Consider the following 24763-nt stretch of genomic DNA (forward strand, 5'->3'; position numbering starts at 1 on the left):
TCCCCACCGGATTTCCCTTGTTCTCACGGGATGGATCTAATAGGCCGGTGGCCAGGAAACGCGCTCGCGACGACTCCCGACCGGACCGCCCCACCCGCCGGCGTGCCACACCGTCGCCGGAGCCTTCGGACCCGCCGCCGGACCGTCCCGGCTCTTCGGCCCGGACCGACTGGACTCAGCGGCTGACCGCCGTCGCCGCCATGGCCGGCGTGTTCGTCACGATCGCCGCGCTCCTCTACACCAACGCGGCCAACCGCGAGACGATCAACGCCGCCCGGGCACAGCAACGCCTGGCGGAGCAGGGGCAGATCACCGACCGGTTCACCAAGGCCATCGAGCACCTGGGCTCCAGGAACCAGGACGTCCGGCTGGGCGGCATCTACGCCCTGGAGCGGATCATGAAGGACTCGCGGCAGGACGAGCCCGGCGTCATCGAGGTGCTCTCCGCCTTCGTGCGCGAGCACGCCAAGCTACCGCCGAAGCTGCCGCCGGCCCGTATGGGGGACGACGTCCGTCCGGCGGCGGACGTCCAGACCGCCGTCACCGTCCTCGGCCGCCGGCCCGCTCCGGGCGACCCCGCCCTTCCATCCGTCGACTTCACCGGGACGAACCTGCGCGGGGCGAACCTGACCGGCGGCGACTTCAGCAGGGCGATCTTCAGCCGTGCCGATCTCAGCCTGGCGCGACTGGAGGACGCGAAGCTCGTCGGGGCCGATCTGAAGTTCACGAACCTCTACCTGACCATGTTCTGGAGGGCGGACCTGTCGAACGCGTCATTGCTGTTCGCCGACATGGACGAGACGAAGCTCGGCAGGGCGATCCTGCGCGGCGCGTCCCTCGCCGATCCCGAGCAGGCCGATCTGAGCGAGGCCGATCTCCGTGGCGCGGACGTGAGCGGCGCGAACCTGGGATACGCGGCCACCCTGCACGGCGCGGACCTGCGGGGCCTCGACCTGAGCGATGAGGACTTCACCGACGCGCAGCTGAGCCGGGCGAAGCTCAACGGGGCGAATCTGACCGGGGCGACGCTCACCGGAGCGGAACTGGGGGGGACGGACCTGCGCGGGGCGAACCTGACCGACGCCGAGCTGACCGCCGGAAGCCTGGATGTCGCCCTGACGGACGCGACCACGAAACTTCCCGTCGAATACGCCGCGGCCACGAAGTGACCCTTCGGAGCCGGAACGCGCCCCGCCGGCCTCACCTGACCCGCCGAATTCCGCCCCGTTCTCCGGACGGACACGTTCCCGGGAGAACGGGTAGCCTCACCGGAAGCGAAGGAGTGTGATCATGCCTCGTTCCCCCGGCGGCCCGCCGGAGTACCGCGACCGGGTGCGCGGCTGCCTGCTGGGCGGCGCGATCGGCGACGCGCTGGGCGCCCCCGTCGAGTTCGACCCGATCGGCGCGATCCGCCACCGGTACGGCCCCGCGGGCGTGACCGGGTTCGTCCCCGACTCACGCGGCAGGGTCGGCCTGATCACCGACGACACGCAGATGACGCTGTTCACCGTGGAGGGGCTGCTGCGCGGGGGTGACGTCACCGCCGTCCACCACGCCTACCTGCGCTGGCTGGACACCCAGTCGTACCCCGCCCCGCCCCCGGCGGACGGCGCCGCGTTCCGCACCGGCGCGCTGCGCGAGCAGACCTGGCTCTACTCCCGGCGCGCCCCCGGCAACGCCTGCCTGTCCGGCCTGAGCCAGGGCCGGTCCGCGCCGCTCTCCGGCGGGTCCGGGCCGGACGGCCACGGCCTCACGTTCTCCGGCGGGTCCGAGCCGGACGGCTACGGCCTCACGTTCTCCGGCGAGCCCGGACCGGTCAACCCCGGCTCCAAGGGCTGCGGGACGGTCATGCGCTCGGCCCCCTTCGGCCTGAACGCGCCGAGCCCCCGGCACGCCTTCGAACTGGCCGCCGCGTGCGCCCGGCTCACCCACGGACACCCCACCGGTTATCTCGCCGCCGGGGCCTTCGCCGCCGCCGTCCGCCTCGTGGTGTCCGGGGAACCGCTCGTGCCCGCCGTACGGCAGGCGATGGACCTGCTGGCGGCCTACCCGGGCCACGAGGAGACCACCCGGGCGTTGCGCGCCGCCGTGTCCCTGGCGGCCGAGGGCGACCCGGACCCGGAGAAGGTCGAGTCGCTCGGCGGGGCGTGGGTCGCCGAGGAGGCGCTGGCCATCGCGGTCTACTGCGCGCTGTCCCATCCGGAGCCCGGTGACCTGCGGCGGGCGCTGCTGCTCGCGGTCAACCACTCCGGTGACAGCGACTCGACCGGCGCCGTCTGCGGCAACCTCCTGGGCGCCCTGCACGGCGGGTCCGCGCTCCCCGCCGACTGGCTCGCCGGCCTGGAGGGCCGCGACACCGTCACGGAACTCGCCGACGACTTCGCCGCCCGGTTCGGCGACGGGGCCGCCACGGATCGATCCGCCGGGCGCGGCCATCGATGAACGGCTCCATCGACCGCGGACATCGGTGAACTGCCCTGTCGGCCACGGCTGCCGGTAGACGACCTTCCTGGCGGACCCGCCGGGGAAGACCATGACCATTCGTCCTGCCGCACGCCTTCCGCCGCCTGCGTATCCGCTGGGAGGTCCGCGCCGACATCCACGAAGCCTTCCTCAAGCCCGGTTGCGCCTTGATCTGCCGGCGCCGCCTTGCTCATCGCGTCAGGAGCTCTTAATCGCCCCCGTCGCCCCCGTCGCCCCCGAGTCCCCCGTCTCCGCCGCCGCCGTATCCGCCGCCCCCGTATCCGCCGCCGCCGTTCGGTGGGTCGTCCCACGAGAAGGTGACGGCGAGCAGGACACCCAGGATGACAACGAGCGCGAGGGCCCAGGGTCCGTCCTCGTCCCGGTTGGCCGCAACGTAAAGGATGACAGCGGCTATCAGCGCCAGGATTACAACGCGCACACGCGTGAGCACGACGACCTCCTCGGCTTTGCGAGGAGCCCACTCTTTCTGACCGAAAGTAATGAAGTCAATACACTCGATTTCTCACCGGACACATGATCGCTCAGTCCGCGGCGGCCCCTCCCCTCGGCCGGATGGTGGTGCTGCCCCACCCTCCGCACGCCGGCCGCCATCCGCACCCGCGGGGCTTCGCCCGTGACGGGAACGGCGCCCTGCCCGGCCGGCCCGCCCGGCGCGGCGGCCGGGCCGTCCCGGGACGCGGCCGGGGCGCGGCCGGGGCGGGGTCAGCCGGTGACGGAGATGGTCCAGGTCTTCTGGCAGTTGGAGCCGAACACGCCGGTGTCGCAGCCTTTGACGTTCCAGCGGTAACCGCCGTTGGTGCGGAGGCGGGTGTGGGCGCGGCCTCGGACGCCGCCGATGAAGTCCTCCTGGGCACCGTTCGGGTCGGCGGCGCTGGCCCAGCGGACAAGGAACTTGTCGAAGGCGCGAGCGGTCGCGCGCCAGTCGAAGTAGGCGTAACCGTTGTCCGACCAGGCGGCCACCACCAGGTTGGGACCGTTCTTGGGGGACCAGGCCATCTGGCCTCGGGCGAACGTCTGACGGCGGCCGGCCCAGCCGACGTTGTTCTGGTAGATGTCGCTCTCGGACGTGGTCGGGCAGCCGAGCCTGCCGTTCTCGCCGCCGAGCTGGGCCCAGCGAGCGCCGATGAGGCCGTACGGCTGGATGCTGCAGCCGCTCGTCCCGCCGGCGGCGTGGGCGGGGAGGGCGACGGTGGACAGGACCGCGGCCGAGGCTAGGGCGACGGTCATGGAGAGGATCGCGCGGCGGTTCATCTGGACTCCTCGAGGTGAGACCCGCCCTGCTCGCTGCGGGCTTCGTACCTCAGTGGTACGGCGTGCCGCTTACCGGCCGCTTGAGTGCCGCTTGCCCGGACCCACCGGCCACGACCGCAGGGCGTCCGGCCGGTCGGCCCCTCGGCCGTTCCCGCCGCCGGGCAGGTTTCACCCCGACCGGCCCCGGCAGACGGACCGTACCACCGTCGACCACCGGCTGGGTCCCGGCGCCGACCTGGTCAGCTTCGGCCGCGCCTACATCGCCGACCCCGACCTCGTGGAGCGGCTGCGCCAGGGGCTCCCGATCGCACCGCACGACAGGTCCACCTGGTACCAGGGCGGCGACGAGGGGGCCGGGATCAGAGGACCCGGGTCATGAACACGCTGCTGGGGTCGGGGCGGTAGTCGGCGAACGGCTCGCAGTAGGTGAAGCCAAGCTTCTCGTACAGCCTTCTGGCGGGCAGGAAGAACTCGGCCGACCCGGTCTCCAGGCTCAGCCGCGTGAAGCCCATCGCCCCGGCCTCGGCGATGATGTGCTCCAGCAGCCGGGACGCGATGCCGCTCCGGGCGCGTTCCGGCGCGGTGCGCATCGACTTCAGCTCGGCGTGGCCCGCGTCCAGCCTCTTGATCGCCCCGCAGCCCACCGGGTCCTCGCCGTCCAGGACGGACCAGAACGTGACCCCGGGCGCGCGGAGCCCGTCAAGATCGAGGGCGTGCTTGCTCTCCGGCGGGGTGATGGACCGCATCTGCCGGACATGCCCCCGAAGGAACTCGATGATCCGCGGACCCGACAGGTCGTCCACCACGATCCTCAAACCGCTCAACTCACGTACTCCGCGTCATGGAGGGTCGCGCCGCCGGACCCCGAACCCGTCGATGTGCCGGGAGAGGCATCTCGCACCCGGCTGTGAGGGGCGTCCCGGTACGGCCAGGCCGTACCCGGATGCGCCCTCCTGCCCGGATCGATCCGAGCCTGCCCCAGGTTTGTTCCGGACCCGTTCCGGACCCGTTCCGGGCCTGTTACGGGCCTGCCCCGGCGCTATCCGGCCAGTTCGGCCAGGTCGTCGGCGGTGAGGCGAAGACCGGCCGCCGCGACGTTCTCGGCCACGTGGTCCGGCGAGCTGCTTCCGGGGATGGCGAGGACGACCGGTGAGGCGGCCAGCAGCCAGGCCAGGGCGATCTGCGCGGGCGTCGCCCCGTGGCGGGCGGCGACGTTCGCGACGCCGGGCCGGTCGATCGGCTCCCGGCCCCCGCCGAGCGGGAAGAACGGCACGTAGGCGATGCCGTCCTCCTCGCACTGCGCGAGCACGGCGGCGTCGTCCCGGTGGGCGACGTGGAAGTGGTTCTGCACCGCGGCGACCGGGGCGATCGCCCGCGCCTCGGCTAGCTGTGCCGCGTCGACGTTGCTCACGCCGAGGTGCCGGATCAGGCCCTGGTCGCGCAGCTCGGCGAGGGCGGCGAACCGCTCGGCGACCGCGAGGGGCGCGTCGGCGCCTGGACTGACGAGCGCCGGGAGCGCAGCGACCGGAGCGAGGAGGGAAGGAGCCGGCTCCGAAGCGTCCCGAGCCGCGGCGCGAAGCGCCGCCATCGGCACTGCCTCGCCGCCCGGCCGTCCCATGCCGCCCACCCGCAGGTAGACCAGGTCGAGGTGGTCACGGCCGAGGCGGCGCAGGTCCTCCTCGACCAGACCCCGCAACTGCCCGGCGGTCGCCTGTCCGGTGGGCACGACACCGCCCTCCAGGAGCGGCCCGACCTTGGTGGCGATCACCAAGTCGTCGGAGTACGGCGACAGCCCCCGCCGGATCATCTCGTGCGCCTGGAGGTCGCCGAAGCCGTAGAAGCCGGCGGTGTCGATGTGGTTCACGCCGAGCTCCACGGCGCGGCGCAGCACCGCGACGCCCTCCTCGGGGTCCCGGATCCGGCCGCCGAGGGCGAGCCGCATCGCGCCGAAGCCGAGCCGGTTGACCCGCAGGTCACCGCCCAGCGGGAAGTCTCCGGCGGCGGTGGCGGAGGGCTGGTTCATCGTCATGACGGCACCGTCTTTCTCGGGTTCTCTCGGGTTCTCTCGGGTTCTCTCGGGTCTTCTCTGGCTTCCCGGAACGGGGGGCGTACGGAACGGGCCGACCGTCCGGAGCGGGCGTGATGCGCGGAGTGCGGAATACAGGGGGCGCGGAATGCACGCGGGATGCGTGGATCTCAAGTGCCCCGGTAACAGTCGGCGAGCGCGGCGAAGGCGGCCTTGGGCTCCCACGGCAGTCCCGGATACGCCTCCCCCGTGCGACCGCCCTCCAGGACCTTGACCACGCCGTAGCTCGCCAGGTCGAAGTCCTCGCGGGGGTCGTCGCTGTGCGGCAGGTCGTAGCGCGCGAAGGTGTTGACGAACGCGGTGTCCACGCCTTCGGCGGTGAAGACGTCCAGCAGTTCCCGCAGGTAGGCGGCCTGTTCCTCCTCGTCGCGGACGTGGTCGCCGACGAGCCGGACCGGCCGGCCGTCCTGGCCCCATTCGACGATCATGTCGCCACGACCGCCCAGGTCCGCCGCGCCACGGTACGTGGTGCACCCGAACTCGGTGATGGCGAGCGGCTTGCCCCGCCGTACCGCGGCCCGGATGTCGTCGCGGAACCGGGGGGCGATCTCGGCGTTCCGGTAGCCGGCGTCGGAGGAGACGATGTCGAACGGCGTCCAGTCGACGCCGTCCATCGGCAGGGACGCGTAGCTGACCTTCCCGCCGAAGCTCCCCCGCACGGTCTCGACCGCGTGGGCGAGGAAGTCGTTCACCCGGGCTGGGACCTTCGGCAGCGCCTCGCGCAGCCGCTCCGGTTCGGCCAGCAGCGCGAGCCGCTCGTCGAGGGTGTCGCCGGGCAGGAATCCGACGGTGAACAGGCTCAGCTCGGAGCCGGTGAGCAGCACGACCTCGGCGCCGTCCCGGCGCAGCCGCTCGGCGCGGCCGGCGCTGTCGGCCAGGAAGTCGAGCAGTTCGCCGGTGGTCAGGTCGCAGGTGAACGGCGAGTACCAGACCTCCAGCCCGGCTTCCGCGGCGTACCCGGCGGCGATCTCCAGGCGGTCCTGCCGGCCACCGGTGATCCGTACGGCCGTGCAGTGCAGGTCCGTACGGATGATCTGCATCTCATGCCGGACGACGCCGGGGTCGAACGGCTCCCGGGTGCTGTGGCCCGACCCCGCGACGAACCCGGTGTCGTAGGTGATGCCCTTACCGCGCATGACGCGTTCCTCTCCCCGGCCGACACGGACTCCGGCCGCCGCCGAGGGCCGGCCCGGACGCCGGCCCTCGCTCGAAGACGGCCGCTGCCCGGCTCCATTTGAAGGTACGGTACGTACCGTACTCTAAAATCGATGTCCGTTCCAGCCGCCTCCCCCTCCCTGGGATACGCTCCATACCGGAAGGAGCGGGATGGCCGACGAAGCGACAGCGAGCTCGACCCAGCAGCCCCGGCCCGCGTCGGGCAGGCGGCGCGGGGCCGCGCTGGAGCAGGCGATCCTGCGCGCGGCCATGGAGGAGCTCACCGAGCACGGCTACGCCGGCATGACCATGGAACGGGTCGCCCGCCGCGCCGGCACCAACAAGAACGCCATCTACCGCCGCTGGCCCACCCGCGCCGCCCTGGGCATCGCCGCCTACGGACAGTTCGCCGTCATCCACGCCCAGGTCCCGGACACCGGCAGCCTGCGCGGCGACGCGCTGGAACTGCTGCGCCGCGCCAACGGCACCTACTCCTCACCCGTCGGCGGCATCCTGCGCGCCCTGCTGGCCGGCGCCCGCGACGACCCCGAACTGCTGGCCCAGCTCCAGGAACGCACGGCCGACGCGGGCAGCGACATCTGGCTGACCATTCTGGCCCGCGCCGTCTCCCGCGGCGAGCTGCGCCCCGAGGCCCTGCACCCGCGCGTCGCCACCGTGGCCGTCGTGCTGCTCCGCGACGAGTTCATCACCCGCGGGCACCCCTCGGCGCCCGACGAGGTCCTCGTCGAGATCATCGACGAGGTCTACCTCCCCCTCCTGCACGGCCGCGGCTTCGATCGCCCCGTCCGCTGATCCCGTACGGCCCCATCGCCCTGCCCGCTGATCCCGTACGGTCCCGTCGCCGCGGCGCGTGGAGGCACGGCGGCAGAGCCCGTCAGCCGCCGTGTGCCGCGCAAAACACGTTGAGCATGCAGTACGCGCACAACCATGATGAACCTCATGGACCTCACCCCCTCTCTGCCCGCCTTCGTCCTCGCCGTGGTGCTGATCTCCGCCTCGCCGGGTCCGGCGATGGCGCTGATCCTGCGCCGCGCGGCCCTGCGTGGCTTCTCCGGCGCGGTGCCCACGGTGCTGGGCCTGGAGGTCGGCCTCTACCTGTGGGCGTTGCTCGCCGCCGCCGGGCTCGCAGCCCTGGTGGCCGCCTCGGAGGTGGCCTTCCTCGTCCTGCGCGTGGTGGGCGCGGGCTTCCTGCTGTACCTCGGGATCAAGACCTGGCGCTCGGCGTGGCGCAGCCGCGGAACAGACGGAGCGGCCGAGGAGATCGCGACCGGGGAACCGAAGCCCGGATCGGCGCTGACCTGGTGGAGGGCGTTCGGCGAGGGATCGGTGGTGATGCTGGCCAACCCGAAGGCCGCCGCATTCATGATCGCGTTCTATCCGCAGTTCGTACCGGCCGACCGGCCGCTCTTCGCCACGACCGCGCTGCTCGCCGTACTCCAGGTGGCCATCGAGACCATCCTGTACCTAGCGCTGGCGGCCGCGGTCGGGCGGGCCGGCGCGTGGTTCCGCCGCCCGGTGATCCGGCGTCGGCTGGACGCGGTCAGCGGCACGGTCCTCGTCGCCCTGGGCCTGCGCGTGGCCATCGAGAGCCGCTGACGCGCCGGAGCGGGGCAGTGATCCGCCGGGGGACATCAGGCGGACCGCCCACTGGTGAACGACCGCACTTCGGTAGCGTGCTCGCATGACGGAGCTTGAGGATCTCGCCGACCGGCTGCGGCGGTTCGCGCGCGAGCGTGACTGGGAGCAGTTCCACACGCCCAAGAACCTCGCCATGGCGTTCGCCGGAGAGGCCGGCGAGCTGGTCGCGGAGTTCCAGTGGCTGACGCCCGAGGAGTCGGTCGCGGTCATGAACGACCCCGAGGCCGCCGAACGCGTCAGGTCCGAGCTGGCCGACGTCGTCACCTACCTGGTCCGCCTCGCCGACGTGCTGGGCGTGGACCTCATCGAGGCCACCCACGCCAAAATCGACCAGAACGAGAAACGCTTCCCGGTGGAAGCCTCCTGGGGACGGGCCAGGAAGGCCCCGCCGTTCGCCTGATCCCGCCGGAAGATCGCTGTAGTGTTCCCGGCGTGGTGATGCGGTCCGGCAGGTTTTGCGCCGATATCACGTGTTCACCGGCGAGGACGTCTCCGGCGCGAGCCTGGGCGACGGTCACGCCGACCACCGCTGTACGAGATCACACCGGAGCTCCTTCCGGCTTCACGCGCGATATCCGGCAAGAACGCAGTGATCGGCTTCGATGGCGCTGCGTCCCCGTCGGCCCGCGACGGGGACCGTATCGACGAACCGCGCGATGAGGGGTTGGGCATGTCGCCGAGAACACACCTGTATGACCTGCTGGTATCGACGATCTTCACCGAGGGGCTCGACGACCAGATGGACCTGTGGACGCTGGGGTTCAGCGCCATATGGATCAAGGGCGCGGACCTCGGCACGCTCGCCGCGGATCTGCACCTGGATCCCGCCACCCGCACCCCCTGCCACCTGAGTGAGATCCTCGACCGCAACATCGACGACGGATCCGACTGGGTGGCCGAGGTCAACGGCTGGATCGGCATCGTGCCGGGGGTCGACCGCGAGCGCCTGCGCTCCATCAGCGAAGGCAGCCGTGAGGTCCTCAACGTCAGTATGGACATCAGCGGCAGAGAGTACTTCGACTACGCCCGCGACGGGCGGATGATCGTCTCCTTCGATCCGGCCTTCCCGGATGATCGGTCCGGCGACGACCCGCACGCGCTCGATCACCTGATGGACGGTCTGCGCTTCCAGATCAGCGATGACGGCTCCGTCGACGACCGGGTGGAAGAGGACGAGAGTTTCAGCTCGGCCCTGGCGCTGATCGGACGGATCACAGGAACGGACATGGCCGCCGACTGGTTCGAGGCGCGGCATTCCAGCATGCGTCCCGTCTCCTCCTGATGGTCCTGTCGAGGAGGAAGCAGGCCGGCGGACCGCAGGGCCGGTGATGCGAACGGTTCCGGTCGTGGAAGGGCCCGGACCGACCTCGAAGACCTCGCCGACCGGCCGCGGCGGTTCACGCGCCACGACGCGGTGCGCTCACTCGGGAAGCAGCGGTGCGCTCACTCGGGGAGCAGCGGTCTCATGAAGGTCCGTTCGTAGCGGAGTACGCACCCGCTCTCGTCCCTGATACGGTCCGCCTCGACGAAGTCCGGGTGAACGCCGAAGAGGCCGCGGTACTCCTCGTACGCGGCGAGGCTGGGGAAGCTGAACAGGGCGAGGGCCTTGTCGCTGGCGCCCTCCGACGGCAGGAAATAGCCGTGGTGCGTCCCGCCGTGCAGGTTGACCAGCTCGATCCAGCGACGACCGAAACGCTCGAACGCGTCGATCTTCCGGGGATCGATCACATATTCGACGACGCAGGTGATCATAAGACCATTTCTATCCTGCGCGACGACCGGCCTCGACGGCACGTGGAGCGGAACAGGCCGAAACCGACTCCGTCGAAGGAGGAGGCCGTCCGCACCGAGGACGAAAAAGGCGGGGAGGTCGAACACTCCCCTTCACTTTCAACCTATAGCCCATAGGTGGGCTTGCGGCAAGACCCGGGTCGTGCCGCAGAATCTCCGACCGGAGCCATGACCCGTGGAAACAGGGCTCACCAAGCACGTGTGCTCCTGTCGGCGTCCGGGTCACGCGGGACGCCGAACAGGCGGTGGAACGCACGACATGGTCACGGAGGCTCCGCGCCGAGACGCGAGTGTGCGGGCCTCCGGACCGTGCGGAGCAACCGGCTGAAATGTGATTTCGAATGGGGGATTTTCGTGATCGACGTGATCATCGCCGGCGGCGGCCCGACCGGCTTGATGCTGGCCGCCGAGTTGCGGCTGTACGGCGTGCGCGTACTCGTGCTGGAGAAGGAGGTGGAGCCGCCCCGGCATGTCCGCGCGCTCGGCCTGCATGTGCGCAGCATCGAGGTGATGGACCAGCGCGGCCTGCTGGAGCGGTTCCTCGCGCACGGCAAGCAGTACAACGTCGGCGGCTACTTCGCCGGCATCATCAAGCCGTGGCCGGACCGGCTGGACACCGCGCATTCGTACATCCTCGGCATCCCGCAGACCATCACCGAGCGCCTGCTGGCCGAGCACGCCACCGAGGTCGGCGCCGAGATCCGGCGCGGCTGTGAGCTGGTCGGGCTGAGCCAGGAAGAGGACGGGGTGACCGCCGAACTGGCCGACGGCACGCGGCTGCGCTCGCGCTACCTCGTCGGTTGCGACGGCGGCCGCAGCACGGTGCGCAAGCTGCTCGGCGTCGGTTTCCCCGGTGAGCCCACCAGGATCGAGACGCTGCTGGGCGAGATGGAGCTGACCGAGGATCCGGAGACGGTCGCCGCCGTCGTGGCGGAGGTCCGCAAGACCCAACTGCGGTTCGGCGCCGGACTCCTCAGGGACGGGAAGGTGTACCGCGTCATCGTGCCCGCCGAGAAAGTGGCCGAGGACCGTACGGTTCCGCCGACCCTTGAGGAGTTCAAGCGGCAGCTGCGGGCCTTCGCCGGCACCGACTTCGGCGCGCACTCACCGCGCTGGCTCTCCCGGTTCGGCGACGCCACCCGGCTGGCCGAACGCTACCGGGTCGGCCGGGTGCTGCTGGCCGGCGACGCGGCGCACGTTCACCCCCCGATGGGCGGGCAGGGGCTCAACCTCGGCATCCAGGACGCGTTCAACCTCGGCTGGAAACTGGCCGCCCAGGTCAACGGCTGGGCACCGGAAGGGCTGCTGGACAGCTACCACACCGAACGGCACCCGGTGGCCGCCGACGTGCTGGAGAACACCCGCGCACAGGCCGTGCTGATGTCGACCGAGCCGGGGCCACAGGCACTGCGCCGGCTGCTGTCGGAACTGATGGACTTCGAGGAGGTGACCCGGCACCTGATCGAGAAGATCACCGCGATCGGGGTCCGCTACGACTTCGGCGAGGGGCATGAGTTGCTCGGCCGCCGGCTGCGGGACGTGGAGCTGAAGCGGGGACGCCTCTACGAGCTGATGCGCGGCGGTCGCGGACTGCTGCTCGACCGGACCGGCCGGCTTTCGGTCACCGGGTGGGCGGACCGGGTCGACCACGTCGCCGACGACGGTGAGGAGCCGGACGTGCCCGCGGCGCTGCTGCGACCGGACGGGCACGTGGCGTGGGTCGGCGAGGACCAGGAGGAGCTGTCCGGTCGGCTGTCCAGGTGGTTCGGCGCACCCACCGGGTGAGGCCGGGCGCGCCGACCTGAGCCGCCTCGGCCGGTCAGTCGCTATCTGCTTCGGCATGGGCCGCGAGGCGGGCGGTGAACCAGTCGAGGCAGGCGACGACCACGTCCCAGACGGCCTCGTCGGCCATCAGATCGACGTCGAAGGAGGGAAAGAGCTCCAGCTTGGCCATGGGCAGCTCCACGCCCGGGGCCTGGTTGAGCCTCCTACGCAGTTCGTCGCGGAGGATCGGGTCGTCGAACGGGACGCGCTGCTTGAGCGTCCTGAACGGCACCTCCACCGTCTTGGTGTAGAAGCGGACGATGGGCAGGATCTCGGTGCCGCGTTTGATTATGGGCGCGCAGGAGGCGCTCGCGGCCCGGCCGAACTGCACCTCGCCGCCGCGGCCGCGCCACCAGCCCAGCAGCCGGGAGACCGCGCCGGCCGTCTGCGGGCCGCGCTCGTCGCCCAGCTGCTGGAAGAACCGCTCCTCATGCTCGCCGACATCGGCGTGGCCGTCGTCAGCGGTCAGCTCCGCCTCGCTGAGATTCAGCGCTCCTGGGAGATCGAGCAACTCGGCCAGCTCCCGCGCCGTCATCCGCTGCGCGAGGTCGGCGCGGTTCGCCTCGTCGAGCTTGACACCCTCGGCACGCAGGACGTCGTGGACGTCCCGGTCATCGTCGTCGTCCGTCCACCGGAACCCCTTGGAGACCTGCCCCGACGCGTTCAGCACCCGATGCGCGTTGAGCATCGGGGACTTCGACAAGTGGGCGCCGACCGGTACGGCGTGCGATCCGATCAGCTCGGCCAGGTCACCGTAGGTCGTCCAGGTACCCGCGGGCAGCGCCGCGAGGGCCTCATGCAGCAACGTCCAGTCCCGGGAGGGACCGGCCGGGCCGACATCGATCGGGCTCGGCCAGATCTCGATGGCCCGCTCGGCGAGCCGGTCGGCACGAGCCTGGATCTCCTTTCTTCCCCACCGCTCGTGCTCGGCGATCTCCTGGTTCATGGCGAGACCGCTACGGCCGAGGAAGTCGCGCTTCCTGGCGAACGACATATTGCCGAGCTCGGAGTTGTAGCCGCTGAGCGTGAGGTTGCCGAGGGTGTGCACCAAGTCCTGGTGGAGACGCGCGGCGTCTCCCTCGGCGCCGAGCTGCTCCAGCCAGTCGGCCGTCGGGCTCTGCGGGAGCACGTGCTCGATGGTGATCTTCTTGTCCGAGAGATCCACGGCTTCCTTGGTCCCGTAGCTTTCCTCCAGGCGGCGGAGCACGAGCTTCTGCTGCGCGGTACGGCCCTGCCAGTAGAACGCCCGGTTCTGGATGTCCGCGCGGAACTGCTCGTCGGACGACCAGTACAGCCGGGCGGGCGAGAGCCCGGCGCGTACGGCGTCGGCGGGCCTCTCCCCGCTCAGCTCCCCCGTCAGCCGCATGAAGATCCTGCTAAGGCTGCTGGCGCCGACTCTTCCGATGAGCCGGCGGACCAGGAAGCTCTCGATGTAGCGCTGCGCCTCGACCACCTCGTCCTCGGTGGCCTGGCCGTTGTCGTGCAGCTCCAGCAGGCGCATGATGACCGGATAGGCGGGGATGCCCTTCCACTCGTTGAGGAAGCGCAGACGGGCGTCGATCTCCGACTCGCCGCCGGGTTCGAGGATCCGGTGCAGATAACGAGCACGGCGGGCGAGGTCTTTGACGTAGCTCTCGACCCGGGCCTCGACGTCCCGGTTGTTCAGGATCACGGTTCGGAGCAGTTCCTGGTGGCCGCGGTAGGTGTCGTTGTACTGCGCCTCGTCGCCCCGGTCGAGGATCAGGGCGAGATACATCAGCTGATCCATCCCCTTCGCCCCGAGCAGCCTCTGCATCGGCAGCCAGTGGACGTTGTAGACGTGCTGTCCCCGGGTTGGCAGATGCATGAAGACGTAGTTGCGGATCAGGTCGACCTGGCTGAGCCGCATCCCGGTGTTGTTGATGGACTCGAAGATCCGGAAGGCGTTGTCGTCGTCCTCGACGACGATCTGCACGAGGTTCAGCCGGTTGAGCACGACACTTTCGATGCGCCTGATGTCGTGGGGGTCCGCCGGGTCGTCGACCGCCGCCAGCTTGCCGCGGAAGAACTGGTAAGCGCTCGCGATCCGGCTCTCGGTGTCGCCGAACGGCTGCCCCTCGACGCAGTCAATGAACGCCTGCCGGTCCACCTGGGTCGGCAGCAGCCGGTATCTCCGTTCGTCGGACTGGAATTTGTTGATCAGGTGGGTCTCGTTGATCCGGTCCCGGTGCAGAGGGTCCTCGGCCACCTGGTAGTCGCGAAGCGCGCATAGGGCCACCATGAGCGTGGTCAGGCGCTGCTGGCCGTCGACCACCAGCCACTGTGACCTGCCGGGCGAGTTGTCCGGGCCGGGGGCGAGCACGACCGAACCGAGGAAATGACTGTTGTCTCTCCGCCGTTCGAGCTGCTCGGCCTGCAGTTCGATGTCCCTCCACAGCGCGGTGAGTTGCTCGCGCTCCCAAGAGTAGGGGCGCTGGTAGAGCGGCACCAGCAACTCCTGTTCACCGTCGATGAGCTTCCGCAGCGTTGTCTCGTTGGCCTTCACACCGACCCCTTCCGGAATGCCGCTACCACAAAAGATCAACAATCCTTACACAATCGGTTGCCTTCTGCATACGGAAAGTCAAAAAACGCTGGGAAAACCCTCATGCCGTCACATGGGATTCCGGATCTCCACGAGCAGGCCGGATCCTAATGGGCCGGGGCGACCCTCCTGATCCGGCTGGTCTGGGGCAGCCACGACCGTATCGCCGACCGGGACTACGGTCGCACCTGCGCCGAGGCCGCCTCGAATGCCGAGTTCACACCGCTCACCAAGACCGGCCACCTACCGCAGCTGGAGACCCGGAGCGACTGGTGCCGGCGATCTGGGACTTGGCGGAGTCTTCAGGGTGCTCGACATCGTGAAAAGGACAACGGAACCCGATGCAAGGCTTCATCGCCGCGTCGGAACACGGCCGGGCAGTCGCCCGGTGATCAGCCTTGGCCGTGGCCGTTGATCAGCCAGCGGCCGCCGGTTCGCTCCAGGAAGAACCTTTCACTGTAGGGGCCGTCCTCCGTCGTGTAGAACTCGCACTGCTCGAAGGTGTAGCTCACCGGCACCCGCACACACCGCCGTATGTCCCCGCAACTCTCCACCTCGGGCTCGCCGACCTCCACGTCGGTCAGGCTGGTCCAGTTGGTGAAGCTGCTGTCCACACTCCCGAACTCGGCCTCGTACTGCGGACTGCGACGATCCCACATGGTCCGGCCGGTCCTGTCGTCATGGCCCGCCACGGCCTCCAGGTATCTCCGGACCACCTCGACCGGAGATGCCTCCTCGGGTGGCGGCGCCACGCGATGCACCTCGGCCTTCCCCCCGCATGTTCCGCACCCGGCCACCGAGCCGGAACCGAGCACGACGCAAACCGCGAGCGGCAACCCGATCCTCTTCATCACAACCCCCGGTCGTCGGCGGGCACGTGGGCGACGCCCGCCGACGACGATCGAATCACATCACGAAACCGGTGTTCCGCTGTTCACCAGTTCACTTTGGCGAACATCAGCCCCTTGAACTCTTTGGAATCGTAGCGTTCGCTCAACGACATGTAGGGTCCGCTGCCGGTTCCGTTCTGGCCACCGTGCTGTGCGAAATAGATGTCCCGGATTCCCTCGTTGTAGGGGAAGCGGTAGGTCACGATGCCCATGTGGGAGACCAGATCGGTCTTCCTGTTGATGAAGTAGATGAGGTCCCCCTTCTGGACCTCGGAGACGCTCTTTCGCATCGTCACCCGCTTCTCTCCCGCGAAGTGGTTGTAATTCTTCTGCGCTCCGGTGAATGTCCAGGAGTCGTTCCCCACTCCCGAGCTCTCCCACCAGGAGGCGTTGCTTCTCTTGTCCAGCCAGCTCCAGGAGCTGTCGTGGATCTGCCGGTAACGACCTCCTCGGGCCAAGGCCTTGGACACGAAGTTGGCGCAGTCGTTGGGATACTCCCAACCCGCACGAGACGGGCCTCCCACGTTCTTGACCGCCCAGGAAACGGCGGCGTCCAAATTGCCGGCCAGCGCGACACTCTTGCTCGCCGCACCGTTCCCTTGAAGCTCCGTCAGGGGAAGTGCGGGATCGTCCGGTATGCCACCGGCCCAGGCGTTGATCTCCATCTCATCGATGCCGGTTGACGCGTCAGAGGCTTCGCTGCCGTCCTGCCTCGTCAAACGGATGTTCGACCCGCTGACGGCGAACACGAAGTCGCTCTGGTCCTCCCAGCCGTTCTCCAAGGGAGTACCACTGACGTCGTAGGTGGTCTTCCCGGTGATACGTGCGCGCACGATGACGCTTCCGTCCGCGGCGGCCGACACCAAGGTCTGAGACAGCGAGATCTCTGAAGTGTTCCGCCCTGGAGTCCCGCCGCCCAGCAGGCTGTCCTCATTGGTGTAGAGGATGGGGAGGATGGCCGCGGCCTGGGAGTCACCGCTGACGGCCTCGGCCACGTCGGTGTAGCGCCTGTCCCGCAACCCCTCGGTCGCCTCGACGAACTGTTGAGCCGCCCCGACGAACTTCGCCGAGTCGATGACGGCACGGGGCGTCACCGAATCAGACGCCTGCCACGGGCCGGTGCCGTACGTCGTTCGGGCCCGCACCTGGAACCGGTAGCTCGTCCCATTGGTCAGACCGCTGATGATCGTGCGGTCTTCTTCCGCGCTCAACGTGCGCAGCACCCCGCCGGCCGCGTTCAGGACCTGAATATCGTATCCACTGATGGACGCATCCCCACCAGGAGTTTCCGGCTTGCCCCAGGCCAGCAGGGCACCTCCGTCTCCCTCCCGCGCCCGGACAGCGGTGACCTTTCCGGGAGCCGTCGGGGGAAGATACTTGACGACGAGGGAGATCGGCGTCTGCCCGGAGGCGGCGCCCATGGTCGTCACCGGAAGATTCTCGTCGGCGAGCAGGACGAGGCCGGGATCGACGAAGACGGTGGCCTCGGGCGTCTCACGCCGCCATTGGCGCGCGTTACCGGTGACATCGAACTGTGCCGCACTCAGATCGGTCTGCTGTTCCGGATCGGAAATCAGGTCAGAGACGAGTTCGGCGCCGGTGGGAGAGCCCGACAGCTCGGTTTTCTTCGCGTACACCGAGATCTTCGCACCCGCGGGGCACGTTCCGCCGCAGTCAGCGCTTCCCAACGCCAGGATCGCGGAAGTGATCTGAGCGCCCTCCGGAATCCCGGTGAGATCCGGCTTGAGCAGAGAGATCCGGCGGTCCGGTCCAGTTCCGCCGAGCTGTACGGCGGTCGCGTCCGTCAGCGCGCAGGGAGCGCTGCCACACCCGTCCGCCGCGGTCTTGGCGGTCCGTATGGCCAGCTTGCTTCCGTCCAGAACAATGGTGTGGGTACCTACCGGGTCCTGGGGTGCGGAACCGGCGGTGGCGAAACCGACGGCCGAGGACTTGGCCGAGCAGACCTCCTCCACGCACGCCTGCATCTGCCAGCTGTACGAACGGTTCGCCGTCAAGGTGCCGTCGGGTACCTGCAACGAGACGCGGCCGCCGCCCTTGGCGACTCCTTCGCCGAAGGGGCTGCCACCGACGGCGTTGCCCTGATCGTCGTAGAGGAAGAACCGTCCGGTGACCAGCCCGGCCGAAGGACGCGAGACCACTCCCGAAAGGATCGGTTTAGTAGGTTCGGTCAACCCGGTGACCAGGCCGGTGGGCGGGTGAGGCGCATTGGACGTGATCCGGTATGCCGGAGTCTGGCTGCACACCGGGGGCGTTCGGCCGCTGACGCATGCCTTGAATGACACCTTGAAGGAATCAGGATTCCCCATGGCGAAGGTGTATTCGTTGACCTGCCCGGACGGGATACCGGTCAGGTCCGGTGGTCCGGTTATCGGCCCCGATGCGTCAGAGATCGTCGTGGAGTAGTCAAGGTTCTCGCCGCCGGAGGATGCCGAACCGTAGACGACCCGCACCTTGTCGCTCCGTGAGATCACGTCGTTCCCGGTGACGAGGTCCGCGCTGTTCACCGTCACTTCGGGGACATCGGGCGGGGGAAGATATGTCACCGTCAGCTTCGGAGGCATATTGAACTCAAAGGCCTCCTCGGACGACGGGAAGACCCGGTAGTTGGCGCTCTTGGTCTCGGATGGAGACATCAGAACGAGACCGTTGTTACTGGTGCCACCGGCCCATTGCCGCGCCATGGCGGTGATGTCCCAGTTCATCGGAGCCGGAGCACACGAGCTTGAGGACACGCTGCTGGTGTTGATGACGGCGTTCTCTGTGGTGTTGCCAGGCTGGTTGGACCAGATGATGCCTAAAGGATCCCAGGTGCCGGTGACGCGGCGGACCTGCACGCCGGCTCCCACTTTTGTGCCACAGCTGGGCCCATCGATGTTCAAGAGGGACAGGGTGGCGTTACTGATGGACTGACCGGTCATCGATGAGAGATCGAACTTCAGATAGGCACGGGACTCCCCCCGGATGACTCGGTCCCTGCCTTGAGGTATTCGCTGTCGGCGTTGTTCCAGTCACCCAGGCTGTAGACGTCGGTGTCGGCTGTAGGCACGGTGCTGAAGACGGAGCTGATGGTCACCGGGTAAGAAGTCGCCGGATCGGCGAGGAACGATGCGTCGGGCTTGAGAACCAGTACTTTGTTCTTGCCGCTTGCATCGAGCTTGGCCGTGACCGCTCCGGCACGCCCCCGGCCCCCATGGCGGCCAAGGGATCCGGCGGCCTGGCTGGCGGGACCCGCTCCCCACATCGCCGGCGTGTCCAGCGATGCGATCCGCTCTTTCTTGTCTCTTGCGAACAGAAGCCGACCGTCTTCTCCCGATTCTGCGCTCAGTCCGTTCAGTTCGAGCGGGATCCTGAACTCGACCGGCTCAGTCGCACGTTCTCGCAGAACGACGTCAAAACGCATACCGCTCGGCAGAGCCGTAGCAGCCAAGTCGCCCTTCGCCCCTGCCGCTCCCTGATAGACAGCGGTGTTGCCCTTGAGTTGCGGTTCGGGCAGGCGCGAGGGCCAGAGCAACGCGATGGACTTTCCCCCATCGCGCCTCGCCTGTGCGAAGGGACCACGTCCGCCGGCCGAGAACCGGACATCGGCTTTGGCGACCTTGGGAACGAGGACGCCTTCGGACTCGACGAGGGTCGTATCGATTTTTGCCCAGGAGCCATCCGCTTGCTTGATTTGGACGGCTCCGGCATAAACATCGGTGACGAGTCGACCATCCGGCTGGGCGAAGGTCGTGGTGGTCTCCGTGGTGAGGCTCTGCACTTCCACGGGCTTCTTCTGCTTCTTCGCCGCCGCCAAGGCCGCCGCCTGAGCAGCATGGTTCGCGACTTTGTCGGCCGGACGCGGCAAGGTCACTCCAGCTGGAGTTTTCTTGCCGGGGGCGGGAGCCGGGGCGGCCAAGGCGGGGACGGTGACCTGCCCCGCCGCCACCATGGCCACCACACTGATGATCGTTAACCGACTGGCGATTCCGTCTGATGTTCGCCGAATTCTGCGCACTCCGCTCCTAGGCAGGTCGATGCTGGAAAACCGAAGGCCGAAAGAAGGTCAACGCAGAAAGTAAACGATCAAGAGAGCGATGTAAATGATCTTTTCCTCCACCAGTCGCGCACAGTAAGTGTTCTTGCAAGAACAGATCAAGGTCAGGCCGCCGAGCCAGACGCGAGCCATCCGTTGGAGAAGAATAAAAATAACGAAACCGTTACAAAGTCTTGGATTCCGGAGCGCCCGGCGGCGGATTTAGTGGCATCCGAAACAGGTGAAAATGGAAGAGTAGAGCCGGCGGCCGATCTCGGCGGGCGCGTCCGGCGCAATGCGAGCCAAGCGATCCAACACGACCGTCAACGAGCAGGATTCGGACTCTCAAAAGTGAGTCGTTTCGGCTCATCCAAGGTTCGAGAATCAGGATTCCCGGCCCATGTATTTAAGGACAGGTGGAGTTGAAGTGAAGACTCCGAATGCGTCGAGGGAAGCGATGAGCCGATGGCATCGGGAACGGAGCCTTGTCGCCGGACTCGTGGGCGCAGGAGAAGGGTCACCCCGTCAGCGAGCGTGGCCGCCTCGCGCGGGAGATCCCGGATGCCTTCTTCACCGCCCACCCCGAGGTCCACGAGCAGGCGGAGAAGTTCGAGATGGTCCACGCCGCCGCAAGAACCCTCCGTGAGCCACCGGATGACTACGGATGTAAGGGGACGATCGACTCGAGGACATCTACACGATCGTTTTCGTTCGCGGGCTCGACGAGCACGAGGTGCTGCGCCGGCTCGGCGCCGCCATACCTGGCGCCTCCTCCTGACCCGGCCGCTACGTCCGCCTCGGTGAGACCTCCGCCCGGAGATCGAAGCCGGCCGGGGCTTCGCGGGCGATCGATTCCGCGAGCCGTTCGACGGCCGAGAGCAGCCCGGCCGGCGGCAGGGTCAGGTCGAGGGCGTGCCGGACGATCTCGATGCCCGCGCCGCGCACCACGTGCCGGTACGGCTCGGCCTCCCCCTCGGCGTACACCAGGTGGCCCCGGTCGAGGCCGAGCACCGTGCAGTACGCCAGCATCTGGTACAGGTCGGCGTTGTGGCCGTCGGGGCCGGTGGAGATCTTGTACTTGGCGTCCACCACCCCCGCCGGGACCTCCCGCCCGTCGGGACCGGCGGCGTAACGCACCAGGTCGGGCCTGAGGCGGACCCGCTCGCCGTGGTCCAGGTGGTGGCGGCGGTCCTGCGGGTCGCAGCGCCCGCCGTACGGCCGCAGCGCCTCGGTCAGGGCCACCGTCACGAAGTCCTCGAACACCCGCCACATCTCCACGAGCAGGCCGTCCACCCGGACGGCGGTGCCGTCGTCGAGCTCATAGGAGGCGCCGCGCAGCACGAGCTCGGCCAGCCCGAGCGCGGTGTGGTAGCGGGTGTTGAGCCGGCTGGGCCGCCAGACCGGCGCGGGGCGCCCCGGCGTCGGCGGGGTGACGCCCGCCAGCCTGGCGATGACGTGCCGCAGCGTCCTGCGGGTCGGTACGGCGAGGCCCGGCAGCCGCAGCAGCCGCACCGAGGCGGCCAGCAGCAGCCGGTTCTCGGCGATGTCGACGGTGTAGTCGTCGTAGCGGACCTCGACCGGCAGCGGCAGGCCGTACCGGCGGCGGAGCTGGTCGGCCTCGCGGATCCGGCCGCGGACGACCGGCAGCGCCTCCTCCACCTCCCGGTACCCCTGGAGCACCCCCTGCCGCAGGGCACGGTCGGCGGCCCTGGCGTAGGCGTGCGCGAGCGCGGGAAGCAGGTCGGGGTGCTCCCCGGCGTCCACCTCCTCCTGCCGCCGGCCGCCGGGCCGACGGGCGTATCCGAGGAGGAAGAAGACCCGGTCCACCGGGATCTTCGGGGCGATCCGCACCTCCACCCCACCGATGACGGCCGCGCCGACGTAGCCGTTGTCGCGGACCCGCCACAGCCCGGCACGCGGGCCGGGGCTCACCCGGACGGCCTTCGTCGCTGTCAGGACCGCCGCCTGTTCGGCCGTCAGCTCGCACTCGACCGGCGGACCCCCCTCCACCAGCTTGATCACGAAGTGGACTCCCCGGCCGCCTCTTCCGGCTCCTGGCCGAGTTTGAGGGCCTTCCGCAGCGCGGACAGGCCGTACCGCTGGGAGACGTCGACGCCGTCGCCGTAGTGGTGCTCCTCCAGCAGCGGCAGGATCTGCGTCCGCCAGACCCGCTCGAAGCCTTTTCCGTCCCGGTGAACGGCCTCCCGCATGAGGTAGGAGGGACCGATCTTGAAGTCGCGGTCGTCGATGCGGGCGTTGAGCTCGGCCAGGAGGCGGGCCGCGTCGCCCGGCAGGTCCCGCTCCCCGAGCCACCGGCCGAGCATCTCCCGGGTCGGCGTCTCCTCCGGATGCAGCTCCACGAACGCGAACCGCCGCCGCATGGCCGCGTCGACCAGGGCGATCGACCGGTCGGCGGTGTTCATCGTGCCGAGGATAACGAGGTTCTCCGGCAGGGTGAACGCCTGGCCGGTCCCCTCGGCGGAGGAGTAGAGCAGGTCGATGGCCCTCCTGCGGTACTCCAGCAGGAAGTACAGCTCCCCGAAGATCTTCGCCAGGTTTCCGCGGTTGATCTCGTCGATGATCAGGACGTACGGCTCCTCGGGCCGCTGCCGGGCGGCGTCCACCAGGCGCAGCAGCGGTCCGGGCAGCGGCCTGAACGTCACGCCCTGCCCATCGGGGGTCTGCACCGGCCGGAACCCCTCGAAGAAGTCCTCGTAGGAGTAGGCCGGATGGAACTGCACGAGCTTGACGTTCTCCGGCCTTCCGCCCGCCAGGAAATGCGCGAGTTCCTGCGCGAGATAGGTCTTGCCGGTGCCGGGCGGCCCGTAGAAGACCAGCTGCGGGCGGTCACGGAGCAGCTCCACGCACTCCTGCAGCCAGTCGCGGTCGACGAGCAGCCTGCCGGCCAGTTCGTCATCGACGTCGGGGAGCGTCATCTCCCGGACGACCTGAGGCCTCGACGGTTCCGGCCTGCCCAGCTGTTCCAGCTCCTCGGCGAACTCCGTGAGGTCGAGCACGTCGTGCTGGGTCGCCAGTTTGGCCGAGATCTCGTCCGGCAGGTCGTCGGCGAAGTCCAGCGGCGAGTCCGCGTTCAGCCAGGCGACCGGGCGTTGCAGGTTGGCGCGGTTGCCGACGCTGACCCGGAACGCCGGGCCGCCGGCGAGGCGTCCGACGTAGACTTTGCCCCCGTCGTTGGTGATCACCAGGTCGTTCTCCCGCATTCGCGACAGGAACGCGTGGAACTCGGCCGTCTTCTTCAGCCGCTCGTTGTAGGAGCCGTGCGCGTAGTCCTCGGCCACGGCCGCCTGGACCGCCTCCTGGCTCACGCCCGGCGGCAGCTCACGCAGCTTGGCCGCCGGAAGCGAGCAATAGCCGTCCACCAGCCAGTCCGGCACCAGGTTCACGCCCTGCACGTTGGAGCCCCGGACGAACCAGGCACGGCGCGGGCGCTCCGAGCCGTCGTCGGGATCCACATCCGTATCCGCGTCCTCGTCGAGGAGCTGGCGCAGGTCGGCGCCGGAGATCCGCCGCCCCGGCGGCGCCATGCCGAGTACGGCGTGCAGCCCCTCCTCATCGAGGATCTCCTGCCAGGTCTTACGCAGGCGTCCGTCGGCGTGGGAATCGTCCGGGATGCCGCCGTCCCGATCGAGCACACGGTGCCAGCCCTCGGGCCGCTCCCCCTGAAGCCACCCGACCAGGTGGAGAGCGTCCACCCCCGTCTGGGCCGCCAGGTCCTCGGCCGCGACCCAGTGCCCTACGGGTACGGCCTCCAGCAGCCGCTCCGCGGCCTCGAACCCTTTCCTGTTCTTCTCCCAGTAGACGTATCCGGCCTGCGCTTCGGCCATGAAGGAGGAGCCGTCGGCATGCCGGCCGAGAGCGAGCCGGCCGAGCGGGGTCAGATACCAGCGGCCATGCGTCTTGGTGATCCAACCGGGCTTGACCAGGCGGCCGCTCTTCCACTGGAGGGCCTGCTTCGGCGTGTTGCTCACCGGCCCTCCCCCGTCCCACTCCTGGGCCAGGCCCGGCATCCGCTTCTCGACCAGGGGCCATATCCCGGAGGCGGGCAGGCCGTCGGGATGGTCGGTCAGGATCCGGGCGGCCATGAACAGGATCTGCCGGGTGAGCTCGGTCCGCGACGCCATAGCTACAAGATCGCTCAATCCGCCCTGATCATTACACCTGTGACCGAGGCAACGGCGGTCGGTTCGTACAAAGCCCCGCGCTTCCGCATCAGCCCCGCCTCTTCTTGATGGTGTCACTGCCGAACCCGGGCGAACCTCGCTTCACCTTCCATGACCTGGCGGGAGTCATCACCTGGCGAATCGCCGTCGGGGCAGGACAGGAGAAACATCCAAAACTCGCTCTGAGTGACGATATCTTTACCCAGTGCTTACGGCCTATATTGACGAGAGTCTCCGCCGTCGCTCTGACGACTGCCACGTTTATGCGATGGCGGCGGTCATCGTGGACTCCACCGATCACGACGACATCCGCGTCAGTCTGCAGGCCCTCCGCATCGGCAAGAGCCCTCGTCTGCACTGGCGAGAGGAAACCCCCGCGAGGCGGCTTGCCGTCACCAAAACACTCACCGACCTACCGATACGCGGGATCGTTACGGTCTACCTCCACGAAAAGGAGACCCGGACCGAACGGGCCCGTCGGAGGTGCTTGGAGGCACTGCTGATCGAACTCGATCAGGCCGGGGTGGCATCAGTCCTCATCGAGAGCCGCTCACCCAGTCAGGACCACTTGGACCTTCTCCTTCTGATGGGTGCCCGCAAAGCCCGTGTCCTGTCGAAGGAGATCAGGGTCTCTTGGAGGTCCTCTCACAAAGAACCACTTCTCTGGGCCGCCGACACCGTGGTGGGAGCCACGACCTGGTGGCTTGACGGATGCGCGGACTGCTTCGATCTATTGACCGACCAGGTACGTGTGATCTGTTTGGAGTGAGAGAAACGCGAAGGCCGGACGCCCGATTCCATCGGGAGGCCCGGCCTCACTTCCGACACCCACCGGGGGCGCGGCAC

Annotated in this window: 21 protein-coding genes and 1 pseudogene; 10 read left to right on the plus strand and 12 right to left on the minus strand. The window is 68.8% G+C overall.

The window, feature by feature from the left end:
* The first annotated feature begins 200 nt into the window (after positions 1–200).
* Positions 201–1169, plus strand: a complete 969-nt coding sequence (locus tag IEZ10_RS16270; RefSeq protein ID WP_189247344.1) for a pentapeptide repeat-containing protein — start codon at positions 201–203, stop codon at positions 1167–1169.
* A 121-nt stretch (positions 1170–1290) separates the two neighbouring features.
* Entirely contained in the window at positions 1291–2442 is a 1152-nt protein-coding gene (locus IEZ10_RS16275; protein ID WP_189247345.1) for an ADP-ribosylglycohydrolase family protein, read from the plus strand.
* A 229-nt stretch (positions 2443–2671) separates the two neighbouring features.
* Here the strand turns inward: IEZ10_RS16275 and IEZ10_RS16280 are convergent, their stop codons facing one another.
* Positions 2672–2914, minus strand: coding sequence for a hypothetical protein (locus tag IEZ10_RS16280; protein ID WP_189247346.1), 243 nt, complete (start codon positions 2912–2914; stop codon positions 2672–2674).
* Positions 2915–3186: 272 nt separating this feature from the next.
* On the minus strand, positions 3187–3735 hold the full coding sequence (locus tag IEZ10_RS16285; protein WP_189247347.1) for an LGFP repeat-containing protein: 549 nt from the start codon (positions 3733–3735) through the stop codon (positions 3187–3189).
* Between the two features lie 91 nt (positions 3736–3826).
* On the opposite strand from IEZ10_RS16285, the gene IEZ10_RS16290 reads away from it, so the two are divergent.
* On the plus strand, positions 3827–4114 hold the full coding sequence (locus IEZ10_RS16290; protein WP_229811322.1) for a hypothetical protein: 288 nt from the start codon (positions 3827–3829) through the stop codon (positions 4112–4114).
* Here the strand turns inward: IEZ10_RS16290 and IEZ10_RS16295 are convergent.
* From IEZ10_RS16295 to IEZ10_RS16305, 3 genes are all read right to left on the minus strand, one after another.
* Positions 4095–4559: a GNAT family N-acetyltransferase gene (locus tag IEZ10_RS16295; RefSeq protein ID WP_229811323.1), complete on the minus strand. Its 465-nt coding sequence runs from the start codon at positions 4557–4559 to the stop codon at positions 4095–4097. The two genes, IEZ10_RS16290 and IEZ10_RS16295, sit on opposite strands and share 20 nt — an antisense overlap.
* 215 nt (positions 4560–4774) lie before the next feature.
* A complete protein-coding gene (locus IEZ10_RS16300; protein ID WP_229811324.1) occupies positions 4775–5764 on the minus strand; it encodes an aldo/keto reductase in 990 nt (329 codons plus the stop codon).
* A gap of 167 nt (positions 5765–5931) precedes the next feature.
* Positions 5932–6957 (minus strand): glycoside hydrolase family 113 protein, encoded by a 1026-nt coding sequence (locus IEZ10_RS16305; RefSeq protein ID WP_189247348.1) that lies wholly within the window; start codon positions 6955–6957, stop codon positions 5932–5934.
* A gap of 190 nt (positions 6958–7147) precedes the next feature.
* Here IEZ10_RS16305 and IEZ10_RS16310 point away from each other — a divergent pair, with 190 nt between their 5' ends.
* From IEZ10_RS16310 to IEZ10_RS16325, 4 genes are all read left to right on the plus strand, one after another.
* Complete coding sequence (locus tag IEZ10_RS16310) at positions 7148–7789, plus strand: TetR/AcrR family transcriptional regulator (protein WP_189247349.1); 642 nt, start codon at positions 7148–7150, stop codon at positions 7787–7789.
* 147 nt (positions 7790–7936) lie between these two features.
* Positions 7937–8593 carry a LysE family translocator gene (locus tag IEZ10_RS16315; RefSeq protein ID WP_189247350.1) on the plus strand — a complete coding sequence of 219 codons (657 nt, stop codon included), beginning with the start codon at positions 7937–7939 and terminating at the stop codon, positions 8591–8593.
* An 85-nt stretch (positions 8594–8678) separates the two neighbouring features.
* On the plus strand, positions 8679–9035 hold the full coding sequence (locus IEZ10_RS16320; protein ID WP_189247351.1) for a nucleotide pyrophosphohydrolase: 357 nt from the start codon (positions 8679–8681) through the stop codon (positions 9033–9035).
* A 189-nt stretch (positions 9036–9224) separates the two neighbouring features.
* Entirely contained in the window at positions 9225–9917 is a 693-nt protein-coding gene (locus IEZ10_RS16325; RefSeq protein WP_189247352.1) for a DUF6461 domain-containing protein, read from the plus strand.
* 161 nt (positions 9918–10078) lie between these two features.
* Here IEZ10_RS16325 and IEZ10_RS16330 read toward each other — a convergent pair whose 3' ends face one another.
* Positions 10079–10387, minus strand: coding sequence for an NIPSNAP family protein (locus tag IEZ10_RS16330; protein WP_179824508.1), 309 nt, complete (start codon positions 10385–10387; stop codon positions 10079–10081).
* 393 nt (positions 10388–10780) lie between these two features.
* Here IEZ10_RS16330 and rox point away from each other — a divergent pair, with 393 nt between their 5' ends.
* The gene (rox, locus tag IEZ10_RS16335; protein ID WP_189247353.1) at positions 10781–12211 is read left to right on the plus strand and encodes a rifampin monooxygenase; all 1431 of its coding nucleotides are present in this window, start codon (positions 10781–10783) and stop codon (positions 12209–12211) included.
* A 34-nt stretch (positions 12212–12245) separates the two neighbouring features.
* Here the strand turns inward: rox and IEZ10_RS16340 are convergent, their stop codons facing one another.
* The 4 genes from IEZ10_RS16340 to IEZ10_RS16355 all read right to left on the minus strand — a co-directional run bounded on the left by IEZ10_RS16340 (position 12246) and on the right by IEZ10_RS16355 (position 19658).
* Positions 12246–14774 (minus strand): GmrSD restriction endonuclease domain-containing protein, encoded by a 2529-nt coding sequence (locus IEZ10_RS16340; protein WP_189247354.1) that lies wholly within the window; start codon positions 14772–14774, stop codon positions 12246–12248.
* Positions 14775–15205: 431 nt separating this feature from the next.
* Positions 15206–15565: a hypothetical protein gene (locus IEZ10_RS16345; RefSeq protein WP_189247355.1), complete on the minus strand. Its 360-nt coding sequence runs from the start codon at positions 15563–15565 to the stop codon at positions 15206–15208.
* A 182-nt stretch (positions 15566–15747) separates the two neighbouring features.
* Positions 15748–18642: a DNRLRE domain-containing protein gene (locus IEZ10_RS16350; protein ID WP_229811325.1), complete on the minus strand. Its 2895-nt coding sequence runs from the start codon at positions 18640–18642 to the stop codon at positions 15748–15750.
* 17 nt (positions 18643–18659) lie between these two features.
* Entirely contained in the window at positions 18660–19658 is a 999-nt protein-coding gene (locus IEZ10_RS16355; RefSeq protein ID WP_189247357.1) for a hypothetical protein, read from the minus strand.
* Positions 19659–20221: 563 nt separating this feature from the next.
* On the opposite strand from IEZ10_RS16355, the pseudogene IEZ10_RS40555 reads away from it, so the two are divergent.
* Positions 20222–20299: pseudogene (locus tag IEZ10_RS40555) on the plus strand (Lsr2 family DNA-binding protein); the annotation flags it as partial.
* Between the two features lie 223 nt (positions 20300–20522).
* Here IEZ10_RS40555 and IEZ10_RS16360 read toward each other — a convergent pair.
* Positions 20523–21758, minus strand: coding sequence for an McrC family protein (locus IEZ10_RS16360; RefSeq protein ID WP_189247358.1), 1236 nt, complete (start codon positions 21756–21758; stop codon positions 20523–20525).
* On the minus strand, positions 21755–23878 hold the full coding sequence (locus tag IEZ10_RS16365; RefSeq protein WP_189247359.1) for an AAA family ATPase: 2124 nt from the start codon (positions 23876–23878) through the stop codon (positions 21755–21757). The genes IEZ10_RS16360 and IEZ10_RS16365 overlap by 4 nt, the downstream gene beginning before the upstream one ends.
* A 307-nt stretch (positions 23879–24185) precedes the next feature.
* Between IEZ10_RS16365 and IEZ10_RS16370 the strand changes: the two genes are divergently transcribed.
* The gene (locus tag IEZ10_RS16370) at positions 24186–24686 is read left to right on the plus strand and encodes a hypothetical protein (protein WP_229811326.1); all 501 of its coding nucleotides are present in this window, start codon (positions 24186–24188) and stop codon (positions 24684–24686) included.
* Positions 24687–24763 lie beyond the last annotated feature (77 nt).

The organism is Streptosporangium pseudovulgare, from assembly GCF_014648055.1.
Taxonomy (GTDB): Bacteria; Actinomycetota; Actinomycetes; order Streptosporangiales; family Streptosporangiaceae; genus Streptosporangium; species Streptosporangium pseudovulgare.